The sequence below is a fragment of the Streptosporangium vulgare genome (assembly GCF_042428775.1).
Taxonomy (GTDB): Bacteria; Actinomycetota; Actinomycetes; order Streptosporangiales; family Streptosporangiaceae; genus Streptosporangium; species Streptosporangium vulgare.
Genome location: NZ_JBHMBS010000057.1, coordinates 1 through 20,882, shown reverse-complemented (window position 1 = coordinate 20,882; position 20,882 = coordinate 1). Strand labels below are relative to the sequence as shown.

The window sequence follows — 20,882 nt, the reverse complement described above, 5'->3', positions numbered from 1 at the left end:
AAGTGGTCGGGGGTGTTCTTCCTCGTCGCCTTCGCGGTGATGTCCCTGGTCTGGGACGCCGGCGCCCGCCGCGCGATCGGCCTGCGCAGGCCGTACGCGGGGGTCTTCGGCAAGGACCTGCCGAGCGCCCTGTCGGCCATGGTCCTGCTGCCCGCGGTCACCTACATCGCCTCCTGGACGGGCTGGTTCGTCTCGGCCGGCGGCTGGGGCCGCAACTGGGCGCAGGCGACCTCGCAGGGCCCGGCGTTCTTCGTCTTCGACTCGTTCCGGTCGTGGCTGAGCTACCACTTCCAGGTGCTCGGCTTCCACACCGGGCTGGCGACCCCGCACAACTACGAGTCCGACCCCTGGACCTGGCCGCTGCTGCTGCGCCCGGTGGCGTTCTTCTACGAGAGCCCCAAGGGCGCCTGCGGCGCCGACAGCTGCTCGCAGGCCGTCCTCGGGGTCGGCACCCCGGTCATCTGGTACGGGGGCCTCGCGGCCCTCATCGCCATGGTCGCCTGGTACGTCGCCACCCGCGACTGGCGCGCCGGAGCCGTGCTCCTGGGTTACGCCGCCGGCTGGCTCCCCTGGTTCTACTGGGCGATCGCCGACAACCGGACCATGTTCCTGTTCTACGCGATCCCCATGGTCCCCTTCATGATCCTCGCGATCGTGCTCGCGGCCGGGCTGATCATCGGCCCGGCGAGCGCCCCGCAGGGGCGCCGGATCGTCGGCGCCGCGGTCGTGGGGGCCTTCGCCCTGCTCGCGCTCGTCAACTTCTGGTGGCTCTACCCGGTGCTCACCGCCGAGATCGTCCCGTACGCCGAGTGGAGTTCACGAATGCTTTTCAAGAAGGGCTGGATCTGAGCGTCCGCATATGAGCCACTTAGAAGACATTTCCTAGGGTAGGCACCGTGCAGGATCCATTACGCCACGTCCATCGTCAGAGCAGGCCCGCATACGGCAGACTTCGAAGCATGCCTGCACCGGACGTGGCCGCACTCCTGTCGGAGCTGGAGCGTTCCGAGCCCGCCTCCGCCGAGCACGCCCGCAGCGCGATCGACTGGCTGACCGGCGGCGAGCCACTGGAAACGATCACCGAGCTCAACGTGTGCGAGTTCCTCTGGTACACCCTGCCCTGCAAGGTCACCGGAGACCGCCCGGCGATCGCCCGCGCGCTGGGCCGGTTGCTGCGGCTGGGCGGCCTTGAGCGCTACGCCGCCCTGTGCTCGTCGTCCACGACGACCCAGATCCTGCGCACCTACGCCCGGCTGGGCGAGGACGCCGGAATGGCCGCGTACCAGACCGCCCTGGACGCGACGGGCGTGCTCCCGCCCGACGTGCCCGAGCTGCGGTGGAGCTCGATCATGGGCCCCGAGGAGCTGGGCGCGCACGGCGCCTGCTCGGCCGCGCTGGAGCTGGCCATCGTCTCCGGGGAGCTCGTCCCCGATCCCGCGGAGCGGCAGAAGCTCACCAGCCACTGGCTCACCACGTCCCGCCCCGAGCTGGGCGGCGACAACTGGCTGCACCGGGTCCAGGGCGAGCGGCTCAACCGCTGGGTCCTCGGCCGGGGCACCGCCTGGCGCGAGCTCGCCCAGCCCTTCGAGGTGCGGCTGCACGCGCCCATCCCCGCACCGGACGAGGCCCACCTGGGGGCGCTGCGCTGGCTGCTGACCGTGGGCCGCCGCCCCGAGGGCATCCCGCTGACCCAGCGGCACAACCTCGCCCGTTCCGTGCTCGCCGAGAGCACCTGGAGCGGCGCGGAGCTGGCGGCCGTCCGCGAGGTGGCCCAGGACCAGATGGGCGCGCTGCGCCAGACCGGCAGGCGCCTGGTGACCACCCCGGCCGGCGAGCGCCTGCTCGGCGACGCCGACCTGCTCTGGGAGACCGCGGCCGCCGCCCTGCTCGCCCCCGCGTCGGGGGAGAACGGCTTCCGCGCCTCGGCCAGGGAGGTGGCGCTGATGCTGCTCGCCGACGGCGCCCCCGCCGACCGCGACCACGTCACCGCCGTGATCGACTGCGCGGAGTGGCAGACCCTGGAGGTCGACGCCTCGCTCACCGAGCTGGGCAGGCGCCTGGACGCCTTCGGCCTCCGGGTCGACGGTCGCCTCACCCCCGCGGGCCGTTCCGCCGCGCTGGCCGCGCTGCGCAGCCACGCCCTGCGCCCCCGCCAGTACGTCAACATGCCCTGACGGCGCTCCCGCCCCTCTCGTCCCTTCCGTGCTCCTGCGCCGGGAACCGTACGGTGACCAGGGAAAGTATGGTTGGCGAAAGCCGACTATCTCTCTCTGGAAAGGGCAGTGGCCGCTGGTGCCCGAGCCCATCTCCGCCGACCGCGCCACAGCGGCGGCGACATCCCCGCCCGCCCCCGGCGTTCCGTCCGCGGAGGTGGTCACACCGGCCGGATCGGCCCCAGCGGCCGAAACCGCCGAGCCCGCGACATCGGCCGAACCGGCCGGGGTCGTCACCTCGGCCGGACCGGTCGAAGCCACCTCCACGGCCGGTTCGACCGGAACCACCTCCTCAGCCGGACCGACCGGAGACGCCTCCCCGGACGGACCGGCCGCGGCCACCACGTCAGCCGGACCGGCCGGGGCCGCCACATCGGCCGGAGCCGAGGCCGCCGCGTCGGCCGGACCGGCCGCCGAGCCCGCGGGGCCCGAGCCGATCCTGACCTCCGCGGGCCCCCTGATCCTGCCGGACCTCCCGCCCGCGGGGTCCGGCGCTCCCGCGAGCGGGGCCGCGCCCGCGGGCACGGCCACCGTCTCCTCCTCCGACGCGGCCACGCCGCCCTCGGGTGCCGCGACGAGCCTCCCGTTCGGCCGTCCCGGGCGCTCGATGAGCAACAACCCGTTCGTGTTCGGCTTCACCGCCGCCCTGGGCGTGCTCACCGCCTGGTGGCTGGTGCAGGCCGTGATGAGCGCGAGCTCGGTGCTGATCCTCATCATCGTCTCGCTGTTCCTCGCCATCGGCCTGAACCCGGCCGTCGAGTTCCTCCAGCGGCGCAACGTCCCGCGCGTGGCGGCCATCACCGCCGTCTTCCTGGGCGTCATCCTCGTCTTCGTCGGCTTCGGCCTGGCCGTGGTGCCCCCGCTGACCACGCAGTCCGCCCAGTTCGTCGAGCAGCTCCCCCAGTACGTCCAGGAGCTGCAGAACAACCCGATGATCCGCGACCTGGACCAGCGCTTCCAGCTGCTGGAGAAGCTCCAGACGTACGTGACGAGCGGCGACTTCGGCACCCAGATGTTCGGCGGCGTGCTCGGCATCGGGACGGTCCTCATCGGGGCGGTCTTCAACTCGCTGACGGTGCTGGTGCTGACGCTCTACTTCCTGGGATCGCTGAAGTCGCTCAAGCGGATGGCCTACCGCCTCGTCCCCCGCACCCGCCGGACCCGGGCGACCCTGCTCGGCGACCAGATCATCGACAGCATCGGCGGCTACGTCGCCGGGAACCTGATCATCTCGCTCATCGCCGGTGTGACGACCTTCTTCTTCCTGAGCATCATGCAGGTCCCGTACGCCCTGGCGCTCGCCCTGATCGTGGCGCTCACCGACCTCATCCCCCTGGTCGGCGCCTTCATCGGCGCGGGGGTCGCCTCCCTGGTGGGGTTCTTCGTCTCCCCGACCGTCGGCGTCGTCTGCCTCATCTTCTTCACGATCTACCAGCAGATCGAGAACTACTGGATCGCCCCGGCCGTGATGAAGAGCTCGGTCGACGTGCCACCGCTCGCCACGATCGTCGGCGCGCTGCTGGGCGGTGCGCTGCTGGGCGTGGTGGGCGCGCTGCTGGGCATCCCGCTGGCCGCGGCCATCCTGCTCATCGTGCGGGAGGTGGTCATGCCCCGGCAGGAACAGGCCTGACCCTCACCCATCCGTACATACCATCACAAAAAGATTTTTTCGCCTCTTCGCCGCAAAAGTGCCGAGATCACGACAAGATGCGATAAAAGATCACTTGTACTTACTGCCTCCCCTTGGGGTACACGTGAAGAAGCACCTTCGACTCCTCTCGGCCCAGCTGCTCGCCGCGGCCCTCGTCCTGACCACCTTCTCCGGCCCCGCCCGCGCGGAGACTCCCGACAGCGACCCCCAGCTCGCCGCCGAGTGGCAGACCGCCTGGGACACCTACGAGTTCTACAAGAACACGCCGCCCCTCCCGGGGTCGGGACGGAGCCGGGCGAACGACAGCATCTCCATCACGATCAACGCCCCCCTCAAGCGGGTGTTCTCGGCGTACTCGGACATCAACAACCATCTCGGCATGCACTCGTTCCTGAAGCGGGTCGTCACCCACCAGAGCTGGACCCAGTTCGGCAAGCGCATCAACAACTTCACCGCGGTCGAGGAGATCCCGTACGAGGGCTCGATCGTCGTCAGCAACACACACGCGCAGCAGCGCATCGACCAGGACGACTTCTACTACGAGACGGACACCTGGTCGCTGCCCAACGTCGTCACGCACCAGAAGATCGTCTTCAAGAAGCTGACCGCCGAGAAGACCCAGGTCACCGAGTACCTCACCTTCGACGCCGACACCACGCTGATCGACTTCGTCGTCGCGGGCGGCGTCTCCTCCCACGAGGCGACGCAGGCGGGCCTGAAGCAGGCCATCGAGAACGGCGACATCTGACCCGTCCCCGGCAGCGGGGAATTGTGAACGCGACGGCGCGGGAGGTCAGTCGCCCGTGCCGTCGCGCGGCTCACGGAGCCGTGGTCGGCTCGGTGTAGTGTCCGCCGAGCCGTTCGGCGATCCGGCGTGCGACCCACGGCAGGTCGTCGGCCGGAGCGTGGTCGGCGGGTTCCTCCAGGTGGATGGTGCCCCAGCAGAAGAACATGCCCTCGTGATCAGCCCAGATGGTCAGCGTGTCGGCGCCGATCACGAGGCGAGGCCGACCCTCGTCATAGGCGATGGCGGGATGGATCCGGTGGGTGTGCAGCTCGGTCCGCAGGTGCTGGAGGGCGGTGATAGCACCGGGGCGCCAGGCGGACCGCGCGGTCTTGTCGCGTCTCGACCGGCCGGTGCGGGCGGGCGGCGGGTGTCATCGGCCGGCGGGTGTCGGTGCGCCCGGCGGGCCGGACGCGCGACGGCATCACCTCGGGGCCGGCCTGGCGGGGTGCGGGTGTGGGCTGCGCGATGACCTCGCGGGCGGGCTCGAAGGTCGGCAGGATCCGGCCGAGGCCGAGTCGGCGGCGCGCGTCGAGGCGCTCGGCCTCAGCTCTCCGGACGGCTGCGCGTAGTCGTGGTCGGCGGATCGGCCGGGGCAGCCGTGCGCGTAGGGGGCGTGCCCGCAGTCGGCGCAGCCCATCGGCAGGGGTGGGATGTCGGCGAAGCAGCCACGGCCGCTCGCTGTGGGCCGGTCGAGAACCGGAGCATCAGGGTTGTTCACGGATCAGGAGAGCCTTCCTGATCAAGGGTCCGGTACGGCGTTCGCGGCGCCTGCCGGGCCCGACCCGTTTCAGGCCAGCGCGATCATTTGACCGATGCCGACCTCCTGCCCAAGCGTCGGCATGAATGATCATGCCGTTACTTGGAATTACAAGTTCACCTCAAAAATAAGACCACTTGGCAATCCAAGTTGGCTTGTATCCTCGGATGCATGTCTGAAGGCCCGGCCTTCCCGTATCAGCGGATCAGGGATGACCTGCGTGCCGAGATCCTTGCGGGCAACCGCGCGTTCGGCGAGAAGCTCCCTTCCGAGAACGCGTTGGCCCAGAGGTACGGCACCACCCGGCCCACCGTCCGACGAGCCCTCGCCCTGCTCAAGGCCGAAGGGCTGGTCGTCACCCATCAGGGTCAGGGCGTGTTCGTCCGCCCCAAACCCCGCGTCCGGCTGCTGATCAGCGGATCGAACTACCGCACGCACCGCGAGGCGGGACTCCCCGGCTTCGACGCCCAGGTACGCGAGCAGGGCATGTCACCCGAGCAGCGCATACGCGACGTCGTCACCATGGATCCACCCGCTGAGATCGCCCTTCGCCTGGGGCTCGACGAGGACGACCAGGTCGTCGTGCGCCGCCGGACGTTCCTCGTCGACGGCTCGCCCGTCGCGCTGTGCGACAGTTACTACCCTGCCGACATGGTCGCCGACACGGCTGTCGCTCAACCACGCAGGATCAAGGGCGGCGTCCACGCCGTGATCGAAGACGCCACCGGCCCGATCCGCCGCCAGGTCAGCCACAGCATCGAAGACCTGGTGTGCCGCATGCCGACCGGCGAAGAGACGGCCGAACTCGGCCTCATGTCAGGCGTGCCGGTGGTCCGGGTCCTGCGGACGGTCTACGACTCCGAGGATCGGCCACTGGAGGTTCAAGAGTCGATCGCGGCCGCGGACAGCCACGAGTTCCGGTACGAAGTGAGGATGCGGTGACGGCACTCACCATCGGCGCCTGCCTGTCCCTCTCCGGCAAGCATGCTCGCTTCGGCAAACAGGCCCGTCTCGGCTTGGAGATCTGGCACGCCTCGAACAGCGCGCCGGACCTGGTGATCCAGGACGACCAGAGCGACCCCGCAGTCCTGCGAGCGTCCCTCCGCGAGCTGTCGAATCGCTGCGACATCCTGCTCGGCCCGTACTCGACTCAGTTGACGCGCGGGGCCGGTGACGTCGCCGCCGAGCTCGGCCGCCTGATCTGGAACCACGGCGGTTCAGGCGACGATGTCGAGGCGGCCCACCCCGGGCACGTCGTCTCGGTGCTCACGCCTACCAGCCGATACGCGGAGCCATTCCTGCGGCATCTGGCCGGGCCCGAGACGCTCCCCGTACGGATCGTCTGCGGCAAGGGCAGTTTCGGCCGGCAGGTGACCGCCGGTGCCGAGGCGATCGCGCGTTCCCTCGGCATCGACACGGTCCGGCTCGGCCTCGGGGACGAGTTGCCGCAGACAGCTGAAGGCGCCTGGGTTCTCCTCTGCGCCGGCGCCTTCGAAGAGGACATCGAGACGATCAAGCGGGCCAGATCACTGCCAACGCCGCCACAGCTGGTGTGCGCGGTGGCGGCGGGCGTCCGCGAGTTCGGCCAGGCACTCGACGACCCCCACGGCATCTACGGGGTCGGGCAATGGTTCCCCGGCACCGGATACTCGGCCGAAGTGGGCATCGGCGAACCTGACTTCCTCGCCGCCTACCAGGACCGCGCCGGGACGCTCCCCGACTATCCGGCCGTTCAGGCGGTGGCCGCCGCGATCATCGCGACCCACTGCGCGAAGGCGGTCGGCGGCACGGAACGCGACGCCCTGTGGTCGGCTGCCGCGTCGCTGGAGACGACCACGCTGTTCGGCACGTTCAAGATCGATCCCTACACCGGTACGCAGCTCGGCCACAGATCGACGCTTGTCAGGTGGGAGTCCGACGGTCCTGTGGCGGCCTGAATCTCGACACCGTGTGACCCGGCGTGGAGAACCGGATGCCAACCGGTCGCGCTCGTCGTCACGAGCCCGGCCGCCGCAACTCCCCTTCCAGTGCGTCGAGCCAGTCGCCGGTGCCGTGCTCCCGCCACTCCGGCTTCTCGTGGCCGTCGAGGAAGGCGTCGTGCTCGGTGAGGACCAGGCGGGTGCCCTCGCCCTCGGGGACGAACTCCACCGTCGTGAACGACACCGTGACCAGGTCGTCCCCCGAGGAGAGGGTCGAGGTGTAGACGATCCGCTCGTCCGGGACGATGTCCTGGTACGAGGACTCGAACGTCATGCCCGGACCGTGCTCGGGGCCGCCGCGGTTGACCTCCCTGCCGCCGACCCGGAAGTCGAGCTCGTGCTTCCCGTCGGGAACGCCGAACCAGCGGGCCTTCGCCACGGGGTCGGCCCACGCGGCGAACACGCGCGACGGCGGGACGGCGTACGCCCGCTCCAGAGTGAACGAGGCATGCGTGACGGAACGATCGGTCATGGTCTTCTCCTTGGTTCTGGGTTGCGAACATCCCGGCTCACTCGTTCAGGAGGTCGCCGAGCCGGTCGAGCCGGTGCTCCCAGGTGGTGCGCTGCCCGGCGATCCAGCTCTCGGCCGCGCGCAGCGCGCCGGGCTCGATGTGACAGGTCCGGACCCTGCCCACCTTCTCGGTCCTGACCAGACCGCACGCCTCCAGCACCTGGAGGTGCTGCATCACCGCCGGCAGTGACATCGCCAGGGGCCGGGCCAGCTCGCCGACCGACGCGGGCCCGCGAACCAGCCGCTCGACCATCTCGCGCCGCGTCGGGTCCGCCAGCGCCTGGAACACCCGGTCCAGCGAAGCACCTTGGTTAAGCATGTACTTAAGTGTTGCAGGCAAGGCGCAAACAGTCAAGCATCTACTTAAGTATCAAGCGTCCGGGTCGGGTGATCCCCGCAGCGTTCGGCCATGGACGGCAGCGGACCTCGCAACGTTCGGATCAAGGTGGCAGCCCGGGTAAGCGATGGCATTGCGGATGTCGGCCTCTCGATTGCCGCACGCGCGGCTGGTGAACATCGACGCGCGGATGGAGCCGGCGGCGGCCAAGCCGGCGATCGTCCCGAACACGATCGTCGTCGACGGCGGGAAGGTGTTCGTCTCCGAGGCCTTCACCAGGGCCTGCGAGTGGCTGGACATCCCCGCCGCCGTCTCAGCCCGTTCCACAGTGAGTGACAGCCGCCTAACGATTCCGATCACACCGTGCCCGCACACTTTGTATCGCTTCATGTGATCTTGCGGTCACGGAATGATGAGGTCATGTCAGGACGCGTTCTGAAATGGATCGGCTTCATCGTGTTCATCACCACGGTGAGTGCGATGAGCTTCTACCTGTTCACCCGGGACAAGCTGGAAGTGGCCGACCAGTCAGCCAGCGTGATCGGCGCGTTCCTCGCACTGAGCAGCCTCGCCCTGACGCTCTACGGGATGCTCGCCGACCGCCTTGCCCGCTCAACCCCGACGCCGACCGACCCCGAAGAAACCATCGCAGCAGCCAAGAAAGCGCTGACCGGCCTGGTCTTCCAGCAGTGGCGTACCGAGGCGGCCATCCGGTCCTTGGATGATCCCGAGCCGATCCCGATCTCCTGGCACCTGGTCGACGACGCCGGGGTGATGGACCATCCCCGGCTGGTCGGCGAGAACCTGTTGACGTTCAGCGGATCCAGCGACCAGATCCCCAAGCTGGTTCGTGCTTTTCAAGGGTTGCGGCGCCGGCGGCTGGTCATCACCGGGGGACCCGGCAGCGGCAAGACCACCCTGGCCATCCAACTGCTGCTGCACCTGGCGAGCCCGGAACGTGACGAGGCTGATCCGGTGCCGGTGCTGGTACCCGTCAACGGCTGGGACACCACCGCCCATCTGCGGCTGCATGACTGGCTCGCCACCCGCCTGCCTTCGGACTACCCGGCATTGACCGCCCCGCAGTTCGGGACAGGCGCCGCCAAGGCTCTGCTCGATCACGGCCACATCCTGCCCATCCTGGACGGCCTGGACGAAATTCCGCCACAAGCCCGCATCGCGGTGATCTCGGCGTTGAATCGGTGGCTGGCCTCCGGCGATCAGTTCATCCTCACCAGCCGCACCACCGAATACGACCAAGCGGTCAGGCAGGCCGGGGACGTACTGACCGCCGCCGCGGTCATCGCTCCGGCCGCCATCACTCCCGACGACGCCGAGACCTACCTGCGCACCACCCTGCCACCGACGCCCCGCCACGACTGGGCCCCGATCTGGGCCGCGCTGCGTGACGGTTCCCGCCCAGGCCTGAGTCGGCTGGCGGAAACCGCGCTGGGACTGTGGCTGATCCGCACCGTCCACATCACCCCTGCCGCCGACCCCGTCCCGCTGACCGGCCCCCTGGCCCAGCAGGACGCGACGCTGCGGGCTCACCTGTTCGACCATCTCATCGCCGCCGTCATCAACGACCGCCTCCCCAGCCGCAGCCCCGCCGGCCATTTCCGGCCCCGCATCGCCTGGAACCCCGACCGCGCTCGCGACCACCTGACGTACCTGGCCCGCGTGCTGCAAGACCACGACACCTACGATTTGGCCTGGTGGCACCTCGCCCAACACACCATCCCCCATGGCGAACGCCGCCGCGTCACCTGGCAGGTCGGACTCCTCAGCGGGATCGCGGTCGGACTCGCGGTCGGACTCGCGGGCGGGATCAGGGAGGGGGTCATGATCGGACTCGGGTTCGGGATCGCGGCCGGACTCGCGGGCGGTACCTGGTTCAGCGAGACCCCCGGGCATGCCGATCTTCATCTGCCGGGAAGCCCAGCCGACCTCATCGAACACATGCGAAACGTGCTCGGGGGCGTACTCGCGGTCGTGCTCGCGGCCGGGCTCGTGGTCGGGCTCACCATCGGGCTCGCGACCGGGTTCACGGTCGGGCTCGCGGTCGTGCTCACGTCCGTGCTCGCGGCCGTGCTCGCGGCCGGAGTCATGGAGTGGGCGGAACAGCCCGCGTCCTCCACGGTCGCGACCACACCGCTGACGAGCTGGAAAGCCGACAGAACCCTGACACTGCTGCGAACCATGACGTTCGGGCTCCCGTTCGGGATCGCGGGCGGGATCGCCGGTGGGATCGCGGACGGGCTCACGGTCGGGATCGCGATCGGGATCGCGGCCGGGATCGCGTTCGGGATCGCGAAGGGAAACCACCGTGCCTGGCTGGCCTACACCATCGCCGTCTGGCGACTGGCCAAGAAGAAGCATCTCCCCCGCAAGCTGATGGCGTTCCTTGACGACGCCCACCGCCTCGGGCTGCTCCGCACCGTCGGCCCGATCTACCAGTTCCGCCACGCCGAACTCCAAGACCACCTTGCGGCTCTCCCCGCACCGAGCGGCACGGCCACAACACCAAGATCCACCGAAAATGCCACCTGAATTCAAACAACTCCACCCCGGATCGTCCGGATCGATCTGACACTCTCCAGCCCAGCGGCTCCGCTCTGGCCGCCTTGAGCCGGAACGGACATCGATCGCGGGTTTGACCTTGCCGTAGCGTCAACGTTTCTAATGAGGGCATGCGGATCGGCGAGCTCGCCGCGCTGGTCGGGGTGTCCGCCCGGACCGTGCGCCACTACCACCACCTGGGTCTTCTCCCCGAGCCCGTACGCCTGGCCAACGGCTACCGGGAGTACGGGCTGCGCGACGCGGTCGTCCTGGCCCGGGTGCGCCGGCTCGCCGAGCTCGGCCTGTCGCTGGACGAGATCCGCGACGTGCTCGCCGACGACCGGGGCAAGGAGCTGCGCGAGGTGCTCGTGGAACTGGACGCGGACCTGGCCAGGCAGCAGGAGGCGATCGGCGCCAGGCGGGACCGGCTGGCCGCGCTGCTGGCGGAGGCGGACCCGCACCCCGACTCGATGGTCTCCCCCGCGATGGCGGCGGTGCTCCGCGACCTTCCCGCCACGGGGTCGAGGTTCGCCGAGATCGACCGCGAACTGCTGGCACTGGTGGACACCGTGGCCGACCCGTCGGGCCGGGCACAGGTGCTCGACCTGATGCGCCCGCTCACCGAACCCGACGCGCTCGCGCGGGGACACGACCTCTACCGGCGGCTGGACGAGCTCGCGGACGCGGATCCCGGCGATCCCCGCGTCGCCGCGCTCGCCGCCGACCTCGTCGGCCACCTCCCCGGCGAGATGGCCGCGGCGATGGTCGCGAACCTGGACCCGCCCCCCGGCCCCCCGCGCCCGCCCGGCTCCGGCCCGGCGGAGAGGCCGGACGGCGGGCGGTGGCTGGAGACGATGTACGCCGAGGTCTCCCCCGCCCAGGCCGAGGTGTTCCAGCTGGTCATGACGACACTGAGGGAGAGAACCTGATGCTTCGGGCCGCCCGTGCCGCGCTGTTCGCCGTCATCCCCGTGGAGATGCTGCTCGTGGTCCTGCTGGTGTCGGGGGTGCCGTTGCCCGGCCCGGTGATCGTGGTGGCGGAGCTGGTCGTCGCGTCGATGCTCGTCCTGGAGGTGGTGACCGCGTACCGGCTGTTCAGGGCCGAGCGCCGGGGCGGCGCCGACCGGCGGGCGGCGCTCGTGGCGACCTTCCGCCTCCTGGTGCCCGTGCAGGTGCGCAGGCTCGTGGGATTCGAGATCAAGGGCCTGGCGAGCATCGCCCTGTGGATCGCGCGCCGCCGCGACGGTGTGCCGCCCGGCGCCACCGCCGCGCCGTACGCGCGGGAGCAGTCGCCGATCCTGCTGGTGTTCCTGTTCGTGATGGTCGTGGAGACGGTGGGGATCGAGCTGCTGCTGAGGGCGCTCGACGTGCCGCACGGGCTGCGCGTCGCGGTGCTGGTGGCCGACGTCTACGGGATCGTGTACGTGTTCATGCTCGGCGCGGCCGGCGTCACCCGTCCCCACGTCGTGACTCCCGGGGAGCTGCGCGTCCGCTCCGGGGTGTACTTCGACCTGCGCGTCCCCCGCGACCTGATCTCCTCGGTGCGGCTGTCGCGCGACTACAACGAGAGCGGCATGGTCACCCTGACGGGCTCGCGGCTCAGCGTGGTGGTGTCCTCCCAGACCAACGTGGTCGTCGAGCTGACCGAGCCGGTCACCGTGGTCCGTCCCCTCGGCGGCCGTGCAGAGGCCACCACGATCCGCCTCTTCACCGACACCCCGGACGTCCTGCTGGGGGCCCTGCGATCCTCCGCGCGGCACGGCGCGTCCTGACGCGCCCCGGAGACCCCGCCGAACACCCCGCGCCCCCTGCGATCCCCCGTGACACGGCGCACCCTGACGCGTCCTGACGCGCTCTGAACCGCTGACGTCCGTGACCCCGGTCGCTCAGCGTGGGCTCACGGTCGCCGAAAATTCTGATCAGATTCAGTCATATGCAGTCAGAGTTGATATTGACTTCGACCGCGACAAATGAAAAGTTTCTTTCGAGAGAGCGCTCTCACGCCTCGTCCACCCCCCGGCCCCCAAAGGACCAGCCGTGAGATTCACCGTGCTGACCAGCGTGGCGGTGCTCGCCGCCGCGCTCGTCGTCCCTTCCGCGACCGCACAGGCCGCCGCGGTACCCGACCCCAGCCCCGACCCGTCCAAAGTGGCCACCGCCGAGCAGGCGATGAAGCGAGACCTCGGCCTGACCCCCACACAGGCTCGCGTCCGCCAGGCCCACGAGGCCGGGGCGACCGTGGTGGAGCGGCAGCTTCGCAGCCGCCTCGCCGGCCGGTTCGCCGGAGCGTGGTTCACCCCCGGCGAGGGACGGCTGAGCGTCGGCGTCCTGAACAACGGGGACGCCGACCTCGTCCGGGCGGCGGGCGCGCTGCCGGTGCCCGTCCCCCGCAGCGAGAAGCAGCTCGCCACCACGAAGGCCGCGCTCGACCGCGCCGCCGACGTCGCGGGCAAGGACATCCACAGCTGGTACGTGGACGTCGCCGCGAACACCGTGGTGGTGTCGGCCGCCGACCGCGCCGCCGCCGAACGGTTCGTCAAGGCGGGCGCCGTCGACGCCGCCGAGGTGCGGATCTCCGTCGGCGAGGCGCCCAAGCCGCTGTACGACATCCGCGGCGGCGACCAGTACGTCATCAACGGCAACACGCTCTGCTCGGTGGGCTTCGCGGTCAACAACGGCGGCTTCGTCACCGCCGGGCACTGTGGCGGCACCGGCAGCCCCACCCTCGGCTACAACAACGTCAGCCAGGGCACCTTCGCCGGCTCGTCGTTCCCCGGCAACGACTACGCCTGGGTCCGTACCAACGGGAACTGGACGCCCCGCCCGTGGGTCAACAACTACGGCGGCGGCAACGTCGCCGTGGCGGGTTCCCAGGAGGCCGTGGTGGGCGCCTCCATCTGCCGCTCAGGGCGCACCACCGGCTGGCGCTGCGGCGTCATCCAGGCCAAGAACGTGACCGTCAACTACTCCGGATCCCTGGTCTACGGGCTCACCCAGACCAGCGCCTGCGCCGAGGGCGGTGACTCGGGCGGCGCCTGGATCACCGGCGACCAGGCGCAGGGCGTCACCTCCGGCGGCTCCGGCAACTGCTCGACCGGCGGCAACACCTTCTACCAGCCGGTCAACGAGATCCTCGGCGCGTACGGCCTGAGCCTGACCACCACCGGGGGCGGGAACACCAGCCGGCTCATCGGCTGGCAGGACAGGTGCATCGACGTGCCCAACAGCAACGGCGCCGACGGGCAGCGCCTGCAGCTGTGGGACTGCAACGGCACCGCCGCGCAGAACTGGACGTTCCCCGGCGACGGCACCGTCCGCGCCTTCGGCCTCTGCATGGACGTGGCCTGGGGCTCCACCGCCAACGGCGCCGCCATCCAGCTCGCCAACTGCAGTGGCAACCCGGCCCAGCAGTTCGTCCTCAGCGGTGCCGGTGACCTGGTCAACCCGCAGGCCAACAAGTGCGTGGACGTCACCGGCTTCGGTGGTGGCGGCACGCCGCTGCAGCTGTGGGAGTGCAACGGCGGCGCCAACCAGAAGTGGCGGCGCGGCTGACCGTCCGCGGATCCGCGGGGGCGGTGAGCGTTCTCACCGCCCCCGCGGTGAGAACGCTCACCAGAAGTGACACCGGGGCCGACCGCTCACCGCGTCCGCGGTGTCACGCCCAGGCGCCGGTGGCGGCGACCCGGTTCACGTAGTCCTCGAACGCGAGCGGAGGGCGGCCGAGCACCCGATGGACCCCGTCGGCGGGCTCGGCCGTGTGACCGGCGCGGTGCAGGGCGAACAGGGCGTCCAGCGCGTCGACCGCGGCCACCGGGTATCCCTGGGCGTGTAGCTCGGCCCGGTAGTCCTCCGGGGTCAGCTCGGCGTACTCGATGGACCGGCCCGCGGCCCGCGCGATGACCTCGACGGCCGCGCCGAAGGTCAGCCCACGCGGCCCCGACAGGTCGTACGTCCGCCCCGCGTGCCCGTCCCCCGTCAGCACGGCCGCGGCGACCGCGGCGACGTCGTCGGCGTCGACGAACGGCTCGGGCACGTCGCCGATCGGCAACGCCAGCCGTCCCGCGCGCAGCGGCGCGTGCCACAGGTCCTCGTCGAAGTTCTGGTTGAAGTTGTTCGCCCGCAGGATCGTCCACTCCGCCCCCGAGTCGCGCACGGCCCGCTCCGCGGCGGCCATGCCCTGGCCGAAGTCCTCGCCGACCAGGTCCAAGCTCCGGCCGGACAGCACCACGAAACGCCTGACGTCCGTGGCCCGCTTGACGAAGTCGCCGACCGGGGCGGGGTCGTCGGGCGCCACCAGGTACACGGCCTCGGCGCCTCGCAGCGTGTCCTCCCAGGTGGCGGGCTCCGACCAGTCGAACCGCACCTCGCTGGAGCGGGACGCGGGCCGTACCCGCTCTCCCGTCGCGCGCAGGTGCCGCACCAGCCTGCGGCCGGTCTTGCCCGTCGCGCCAAGAATCAGGATCTCGTTCATGTCACAGAGCCAACCGCGCGGGGAGCCGCCCGCCCATGGCCGGGCGTACGCCGCACCTGTCCGATCGTCCCGTCGTCGTGGCCCCTCCCCGGGCGTACGCCGCGCCCGCCCGGTCGTCCGGTTATCGTGAGCGCCATGGACCCGTACGACGACCTGTTGCGGGGGGTGCGCGGCGAGGGCTCCGTCTTCGGCGCGTCGGTGCTGTCGCCGCCGTGGGCGCTCAGGTTCGCCGACGGCCCCTCCCTGACGCTCTGCGTCCCCCTGCGCGGCGAGGGCTGGATCGTCCAGGGGGACGACGCCCGGCGGGTGCGGCTGGGCGAGGCGGCGATCGTGCGCGGGCCGGAGCCGTTCGTGTTCGCCGACACCGAGACACCGCGTCCGGCGCTGGAGGTCCCCGGCGACGGCGCCGGGGACCTCACCGGTCAGACCATCCTGCTGGCCGGGTCGTACCGGGTCAACGGCGAGGTCGCCCGCCGCCTGGTCCGGGTGCTGCCCCCCGTGCTCGTCGTGCCGGACGATCACGACTGCGGCACCATGGGCACGTACCTCGAGGCGCAGCTCCTCTCCGGTCGCCCCGGGCACCAGATCGTGCTGGACCGGCTGCTCGACTGGCTGCTGGTGTGCACGCTGCGCGACTGGTTCGACCGGCCGGAGGCGGTCAGCCCCGGCTGGTACGCCGCCCTGAGCGACGACGTGGCCGGACCGGCGCTGCGCGCCATCCACGACGACCCGTCCAGGCCGTGGACGCTCGCCTCCCTCGCGACCGCCGCGAGCGTCTCACGCACCACCCTGGCCAGGCGGTTCACCGAACTCGTGGGTGAGCCGCCGATGACGTACCTGACGGAGTGGCGGATGGCGCTCGCCGCCGACATGCTCGCCGAGCCCGCCGCGACCGTCGCCACGGTGGCCCGCAGGGTGGGGTACTCCGACGCGTTCGGCTTCAGCTCGGCCTTCAAACGCGTCCTGGGCGTGAGCCCGAGCGCCTACCGCGACGGCGCCGGGAACGGTGACGGCATCGGAAACGGTGACCGCGCCGGCCGCGCCGGGCCCGCCCCGCGGAACGCCTGAAGGGCGCCGGTAGAACACGATCGCGCCCATGCCCCCGGTGCCGTCCGGGAGGGCGGGCCGGTCGTCCCGCATGGTCGGAGGGGCGCCTCCCGCAGGTGGCTCGGAGACCCCGGGGACGGGGCGGGCCGCGGCCGGACGTGGTGGCGGCCGATGGAGAGCATCAGGGGGTTAGGCCTGGTAGGCCCTGCGGCACCGACTCGCCGGCTACCTGACGACATCCTGAGCCGCCCGGACGGGGAAGGTCCCGATCCCGACCGACGGAACCCGTTGCGGCGTTGGTCGGCCGCACAGGGTTGCGCGCGTTCACGCCCGCCCGTCACCGGGGCGAGCCGGTCGGCGTCACCGGTGGGGGCGGTCGATCGCCAGGTCCGCGAGCCGCGGGTCGACTACGGGAAACGAGCCGTCGCCGAACAGGACCCGCGCCGCCAGGCTGTCTGCATACCTCGCGACGGTAAGGGCGATGCCTCATCCGCACGATGGTTTGCACGCTACCTGCCCCATACCTCCACACCGTCGCCACACCCGGGACCGTGGGACTCCATCCGGCGAGATCTCGCCCGGGAGGCCCGGGTCACCGCGCCGGTCGTCCTCAGCCGACGGTCCGCACGTAGTCGCCGGGGGCGACCACGCCGTGGCGTCCCTCGCGCAGGACCGCGTCGACCACCGCCTCGGCGGCGGCGGAGACGTCGGTGTCGCGCCCGACCCGGGCGACGAGCTCGTCGCCGACGGCCTCGATCCGCGCGACGCCGGGGCCGAGGGCGAGGTCCGCCGCGGCCTGGACGCCGGCGAGGTCGATCCAGCACGAGCGGGTACGTATCCAGCCCGGCCCGCGTCGCGCCGGGGGGATGCCGAAGTCCGCCGGATCGACGTCGCCGCCGGCCGCGGCGACGATGAGCCGCTCGACCCCGCCGAGGAGGGCGGCGGTCTCGTCGGCGGTGGCCAGGCGGGCGTCGAGACCGAGTCCGCAGCCGAGCGTGCCGTCCAGCCGGTAGACGTCGAACTCCGCGGGGGCGCCGAACACGCGGTCGCCCGTACCGGGCTCCACTCCGGCCTCCGGCAGGATCACCTGCGAGTGGCCGGTCGTGTTGTTGACGACCACGTCCCGGTGACAGCGCATGCCTCGGGCCCGTTCCGCCTCGCCCTTCGCCTCCGACAGCCGGGCCGGGTCGTACCGGCCGTACTTGTAGGCCGCCAGGGCCGCGGCGTTCGTCTGGGAGACCGACCGCAGGAACGAGGGCGACGCGGAGTACGGGATGATCGTCTCCTGGGCCACCGTGCCGACGTAGTCGCGCAGCTCCGGGGAGAAACGGTTGTTGCACAGGCAGTGCAGCTGGCACTCCGGGGCTCCGGTCCAGCTCGTCAGGAGCGCCGCGAACGCGGCCATCACGACCGCCGACGGCCGCGCGCCCGTGTTCGCCGCGACGTGGGCCAGTGCCTTCGCGGCGGGCCGGGAGCCCAGCAGGACGTGATGATGGCCGCGGGCGCCGGGAAAACGCGAGGGCAGGCCGAGCGCGCACAACGGCTTCTCGGCCACCTGGCGGGCCCAGTACCTGACCGAGCCCTCCAGCCGGCGCCGCCCGGCCGGGGTGTGTTCGTAGACGGCCTGGTCGGCGGGATGGTACGCGGCGACGGGAAGCGACCGGCCCGCCAGCAGGGCGGCGAGCTCGGCGCGCAGGATCGTCATCGCCGACAGGTCCGCCGCCACGTGCGACACGTGCAGGACGACCAGGAACGGGGATCCCGACCGGGTCACCACGCTCACCCTGATCGGGAGGTCGACGGCGGGATCGAAGGCCCGGCCGGGCGGGAACCAGCCGTGGCCGGTGCCCGTGGCCTCGGCCACCTCGGCGACGAGCGTTCCCGACGCGCGCACGAACTGCTCGCCGTCGCGCACAAGGGTCCGCAGCGCCTCCTGGCGCCCGATCAGCGCGCCCAGAGCCGCGCCGACCGCGTCCATGGTGCTTCCCCGGGGCACGCGCACCATCGTCGACAGGATGTCGGCCGGCCCCGGCAGGTCCGGACGGATCCACTCCAGCACGTTCTTCTGACCGACCGTTATGGGCCACCGCCCCGACCGGGGACCCGAGAAGCAGACCTTCAGGTCACTCACCTTCCGACCACCGGTCATCGCGGTCCGCCTCGCACGGGAACCGCACAGAACCCGGCGTGTGGTCCGACTTGGGGGATGAACCTGGCGAGCCGACCGCCGCGCCGGCGATGCCCGCCGCGGCCGAACGACTCGTTCGAGCCGACTCCCCCCGCCCACCACGTTGCCGTCGAGACGCACACCAATATGGCACCCGACCGAATTGGTGGATCGAGTGCCATGTCGAGAGTCGTCACCGATCGGCCCGCTCCCGATATCGGTGGGAGAATGCTAAGGAGCACCATCGGGAGCGTCAAGGCGCCAAGCGATCTTCGTCTTCCTCTCTTCCCCGCCCCGGGCCGGCACTTCCTCGGTTCGGCCCCGTGGGGCACGGACACCGGCCGGGGCGGGTGAGACGCTCCTGGAGATCGGCCTCACGGTCGTTCAAAGATTGATCTTTCCTGCTCCCGCACCGGAGATGACGACGGACTTGACGGAGGACGCCGCGTCGAGGCTGTAGGAATACGGGATGGAAGCCACCGAACCACCCTGCTGCCCGCTGCCGGAACCGGTCAGATAGTTGTTGCGGGCCACCAGGGTGCCGGGACCGGACGCGGCCTCGCCCAGGTGGAACGGGTCGCCGACGTTCTCGAAGTAGTTGCCCTCGACCAGCACGCCGGCGCCTTCGGTGGAGGCGACCCCGTACCCGCTGACATTGAAGTAGTAGTTGTTGTAGACGTGCACCGGATTGCCGAAGCGCACCCGGGGGCCGCGCTGGGTGATGCCGTCGAGCCGGTTGTGGTGGTAGGTCACGCGCAGGTGACCCCTGTCCTCGGCGCCGTTGTCGTCGCTGTGCCCGAGCAGCATGGCCTTGTCGTGGGCGTACAGGTGGTTCCACGACACGGTGACGTAGTCGCTGGCGCGCTTGATGTCGATGGCGCCGTCGTAGCCGTTGGACAGCGTGTTGTGGTCGATCCAGACCCGGGTCGAGTTCTGGACGTTGATCGCGTCGTCGTTCCAGTTCCTGAAGGTGAGGTTCCGGATGATCACGTTGGACGCGCCGGAGACGTTCAGGCCGCAGCCGACGATCGCCGCGCCGGGGTTACCGATGATCGTCTTGTTGGAGCCGACCCTCAGCATGCCCGAGCAGGAGATCGTGCCCGACACCCGGATCACGGACGCGCCCGTCCCCGAGGCCGCGCTGGTCAGGGCCGACGAGTTCGTCACCGTGGTGGTGGCCGCGTTGCCGCCACCGGTCGTGCCGCCGCCCTGGGTCGCCCAGCCGACGAGGCCGGTGGTGTTGACCGGCGGGGTGGACGGGGTGGGCGTCGGTGTCGGGGTGGGCGTCGGGTTCGGCGACGGCGAGCCGGTGACCGACCCCGTGCACGCGACCCCGTTGAGGGTGAAGGAGGTGGGCGCGGGGTTGGACCCGCTCCAGCTTCCGTTGAAGCCGATCAGCGCGACGCCACCGGTCCGCAGGTCGCCGTTGAAGGAGGCGTTCGTGGCGGTCACCGTGCCGCCGCTCTGGGAGAAGGTCGCGTTCCAGCCCTGCGTCACGGCCTGTCCGGCCGGGAACGACCATTTCAACTGCCAGCCGGTGATCGGGTCGCCCAGGTTGGTGATCGAGACGGACGCGCTGAACCCGTCGTTCCACTGGGAGCCCACCGAATAGGCGACCTGGCAGCCCGCCGCCGCGGAGGCCGGTGCCGTGACGAGGCCCGCCGCCAGACAGAGGGCTCCCACCGCACCCCCGAGAAACGCCAGGCGCCGTTGTCGCAAGGTCATCTTCCTGCCTCCTTCCCGGGCGCCGGAGCGGAGCCGGGCACCTTGAAACCCCAGGTCGTTCACGTGGTTTCAATGAGCCAAGTTCGCTCGACCATGCAAGTCAAGGCGCCCGCTCCCGGCCTGGCGTGACCCCCCCGCCGCGGCGCGCGGGAACACCCGTCCCCGCCGAGGGTCCGATCACGCCCACGGTGCCCGCCGCCGGCGTCTTTCGGCTGGTGAGAGGGAGAGTTCGTCCCCCGGCGGGGCCCGCTTGGGACGGCCGCGAAGACCCTTCACGGCCCGCCCTCGGCCCCACCTGCGCACGCGGGGCCGAGGAAACTTTCATCGCCGGCGCGCGGGCGCCACGCGTCGGCGCGGGACATGGACGAACCTCGTGACTCCTCCGCTCCCTGAAGGGAGCGGCTTCTCGTTAAGCCGCTTGCGCGACGTGGCGAAGGGCAAGCCCTGCCCTGAGAATGTTCTTGGCCGCGTTCACGTCGGCGTGCGCGACGTGTGCGCACCGCTGACAGTGGAACTCGGCTTGGGTGGGGCGGTTCTCCTTCGCGCAGTGCCCGCATCGGGCACAGGTGCGGGAGGTGTTGACGGGGTTCACCGCGATCATCTCCTTCGCGGCGCTTTCAGCCTTCGAGCGGAGGATCGTCAGGAACACCCCCCAGCCCGCGTCCAGGATGCTGCGATT

General features: G+C 70.8%; 19 protein-coding genes. 12 read left to right on the top strand and 7 right to left on the bottom strand.

All coding sequences use genetic code 11. The features are described 5' to 3' along the window. From ACFFRH_RS43425 to ACFFRH_RS43410, 4 genes are all read left to right on the top strand, one after another. On the top strand, nucleotides 1–849 hold an 849-nt coding region (locus ACFFRH_RS43425; RefSeq protein ID WP_386163990.1), incomplete at its 5' end, for a dolichyl-phosphate-mannose--protein mannosyltransferase. Between the two features lie 110 nt (nucleotides 850–959). Further along, on the top strand, nucleotides 960–2,174 hold the full coding sequence (locus ACFFRH_RS43420) for a hypothetical protein (RefSeq protein WP_344748747.1): 1,215 nt from the start codon (nucleotides 960–962) through the stop codon (nucleotides 2,172–2,174). 118 nt (nucleotides 2,175–2,292) lie between these two features. Beyond that, on the top strand, nucleotides 2,293–3,843 hold the full coding sequence (locus tag ACFFRH_RS43415; RefSeq protein ID WP_344748746.1) for an AI-2E family transporter: 1,551 nt from the start codon (nucleotides 2,293–2,295) through the stop codon (nucleotides 3,841–3,843). 124 nt (nucleotides 3,844–3,967) lie between these two features. Continuing rightward, nucleotides 3,968–4,612 (top strand): hypothetical protein, encoded by a 645-nt coding sequence (locus ACFFRH_RS43410; protein ID WP_344748745.1) that lies wholly within the window; start codon nucleotides 3,968–3,970, stop codon nucleotides 4,610–4,612. A gap of 70 nt (nucleotides 4,613–4,682) precedes the next feature. Here ACFFRH_RS43410 and ACFFRH_RS43405 read toward each other — a convergent pair whose 3' ends face one another. Further along, nucleotides 4,683–4,862, bottom strand: coding sequence for a hypothetical protein (locus ACFFRH_RS43405; RefSeq protein ID WP_344748744.1), 180 nt, complete (start codon nucleotides 4,860–4,862; stop codon nucleotides 4,683–4,685). A gap of 717 nt (nucleotides 4,863–5,579) precedes the next feature. On the opposite strand from ACFFRH_RS43405, the gene ACFFRH_RS43400 reads away from it, so the two are divergent. After that, nucleotides 5,580–6,350: a GntR family transcriptional regulator gene (locus tag ACFFRH_RS43400; protein ID WP_386163987.1), complete on the top strand. Its 771-nt coding sequence runs from the start codon at nucleotides 5,580–5,582 to the stop codon at nucleotides 6,348–6,350. Further along, entirely contained in the window at nucleotides 6,347–7,345 is a 999-nt protein-coding gene (locus ACFFRH_RS43395) for an ABC transporter substrate-binding protein (RefSeq protein ID WP_344748741.1), read from the top strand. The genes ACFFRH_RS43400 and ACFFRH_RS43395 overlap by 4 nt, the downstream gene beginning before the upstream one ends. Before the next feature lie 58 nt (nucleotides 7,346–7,403). Here ACFFRH_RS43395 and ACFFRH_RS43390 read toward each other — a convergent pair whose 3' ends face one another. Then, nucleotides 7,404–7,859, bottom strand: a complete 456-nt coding sequence (locus tag ACFFRH_RS43390; protein ID WP_344748740.1) for an SRPBCC family protein — start codon at nucleotides 7,857–7,859, stop codon at nucleotides 7,404–7,406. Between the two features lie 37 nt (nucleotides 7,860–7,896). After that, nucleotides 7,897–8,217 carry an ArsR/SmtB family transcription factor gene (locus ACFFRH_RS43385; RefSeq protein WP_344748739.1) on the bottom strand — a complete coding sequence of 107 codons (321 nt, stop codon included), beginning with the start codon at nucleotides 8,215–8,217 and terminating at the stop codon, nucleotides 7,897–7,899. Between the two features lie 145 nt (nucleotides 8,218–8,362). Here ACFFRH_RS43385 and ACFFRH_RS43380 point away from each other — a divergent pair, with 145 nt between their 5' ends. From ACFFRH_RS43380 to ACFFRH_RS43360, 5 genes are all read left to right on the top strand, one after another. Continuing rightward, a complete protein-coding gene (locus ACFFRH_RS43380; protein WP_386163984.1) occupies nucleotides 8,363–8,629 on the top strand; it encodes a hypothetical protein in 267 nt (88 codons plus the stop codon). 62 nt (nucleotides 8,630–8,691) lie between these two features. After that, on the top strand, nucleotides 8,692–10,785 hold the full coding sequence (locus tag ACFFRH_RS43375; RefSeq protein WP_386163982.1) for an NACHT domain-containing protein: 2,094 nt from the start codon (nucleotides 8,692–8,694) through the stop codon (nucleotides 10,783–10,785). 140 nt (nucleotides 10,786–10,925) lie between these two features. Then, complete coding sequence (locus ACFFRH_RS43370; protein ID WP_344748736.1) at nucleotides 10,926–11,723, top strand: MerR family transcriptional regulator; 798 nt, start codon at nucleotides 10,926–10,928, stop codon at nucleotides 11,721–11,723. Then, nucleotides 11,723–12,565, top strand: a complete 843-nt coding sequence (locus tag ACFFRH_RS43365) for a hypothetical protein (RefSeq protein WP_344748734.1) — start codon at nucleotides 11,723–11,725, stop codon at nucleotides 12,563–12,565. The genes ACFFRH_RS43370 and ACFFRH_RS43365 overlap by 1 nt, the downstream gene beginning before the upstream one ends. 265 nt (nucleotides 12,566–12,830) lie before the next feature. Beyond that, complete coding sequence (locus ACFFRH_RS43360) at nucleotides 12,831–14,345, top strand: ricin-type beta-trefoil lectin domain protein (protein WP_344748733.1); 1,515 nt, start codon at nucleotides 12,831–12,833, stop codon at nucleotides 14,343–14,345. A 103-nt stretch (nucleotides 14,346–14,448) separates the two neighbouring features. On the opposite strand, the gene ACFFRH_RS43355 is transcribed toward ACFFRH_RS43360, so the two are convergent. Then, a complete protein-coding gene (locus ACFFRH_RS43355; RefSeq protein ID WP_344748732.1) occupies nucleotides 14,449–15,264 on the bottom strand; it encodes an NAD(P)H-binding protein in 816 nt (271 codons plus the stop codon). A 135-nt stretch (nucleotides 15,265–15,399) separates the two neighbouring features. Between ACFFRH_RS43355 and ACFFRH_RS43350 the strand changes: the two genes are divergently transcribed. Further along, complete coding sequence (locus tag ACFFRH_RS43350) at nucleotides 15,400–16,332, top strand: AraC family transcriptional regulator (protein ID WP_344748748.1); 933 nt, start codon at nucleotides 15,400–15,402, stop codon at nucleotides 16,330–16,332. Between the two features lie 589 nt (nucleotides 16,333–16,921). Here the strand turns inward: ACFFRH_RS43350 and ACFFRH_RS43345 are convergent. From ACFFRH_RS43345 to ACFFRH_RS43335, 3 genes are all read right to left on the bottom strand, one after another. Then, nucleotides 16,922–18,442 (bottom strand): condensation domain-containing protein, encoded by a 1,521-nt coding sequence (locus tag ACFFRH_RS43345; RefSeq protein ID WP_344748731.1) that lies wholly within the window; start codon nucleotides 18,440–18,442, stop codon nucleotides 16,922–16,924. Nucleotides 18,443–18,862: 420 nt separating this feature from the next. Further along, on the bottom strand, nucleotides 18,863–20,203 hold the full coding sequence (locus ACFFRH_RS43340) for a pectate lyase family protein (protein ID WP_344748730.1): 1,341 nt from the start codon (nucleotides 20,201–20,203) through the stop codon (nucleotides 18,863–18,865). A gap of 409 nt (nucleotides 20,204–20,612) precedes the next feature. Next, nucleotides 20,613–20,882 (bottom strand): zinc ribbon domain-containing protein (locus tag ACFFRH_RS43335; RefSeq protein WP_386163978.1); only part of this gene is annotated, 270 nt, incomplete at its 5' end.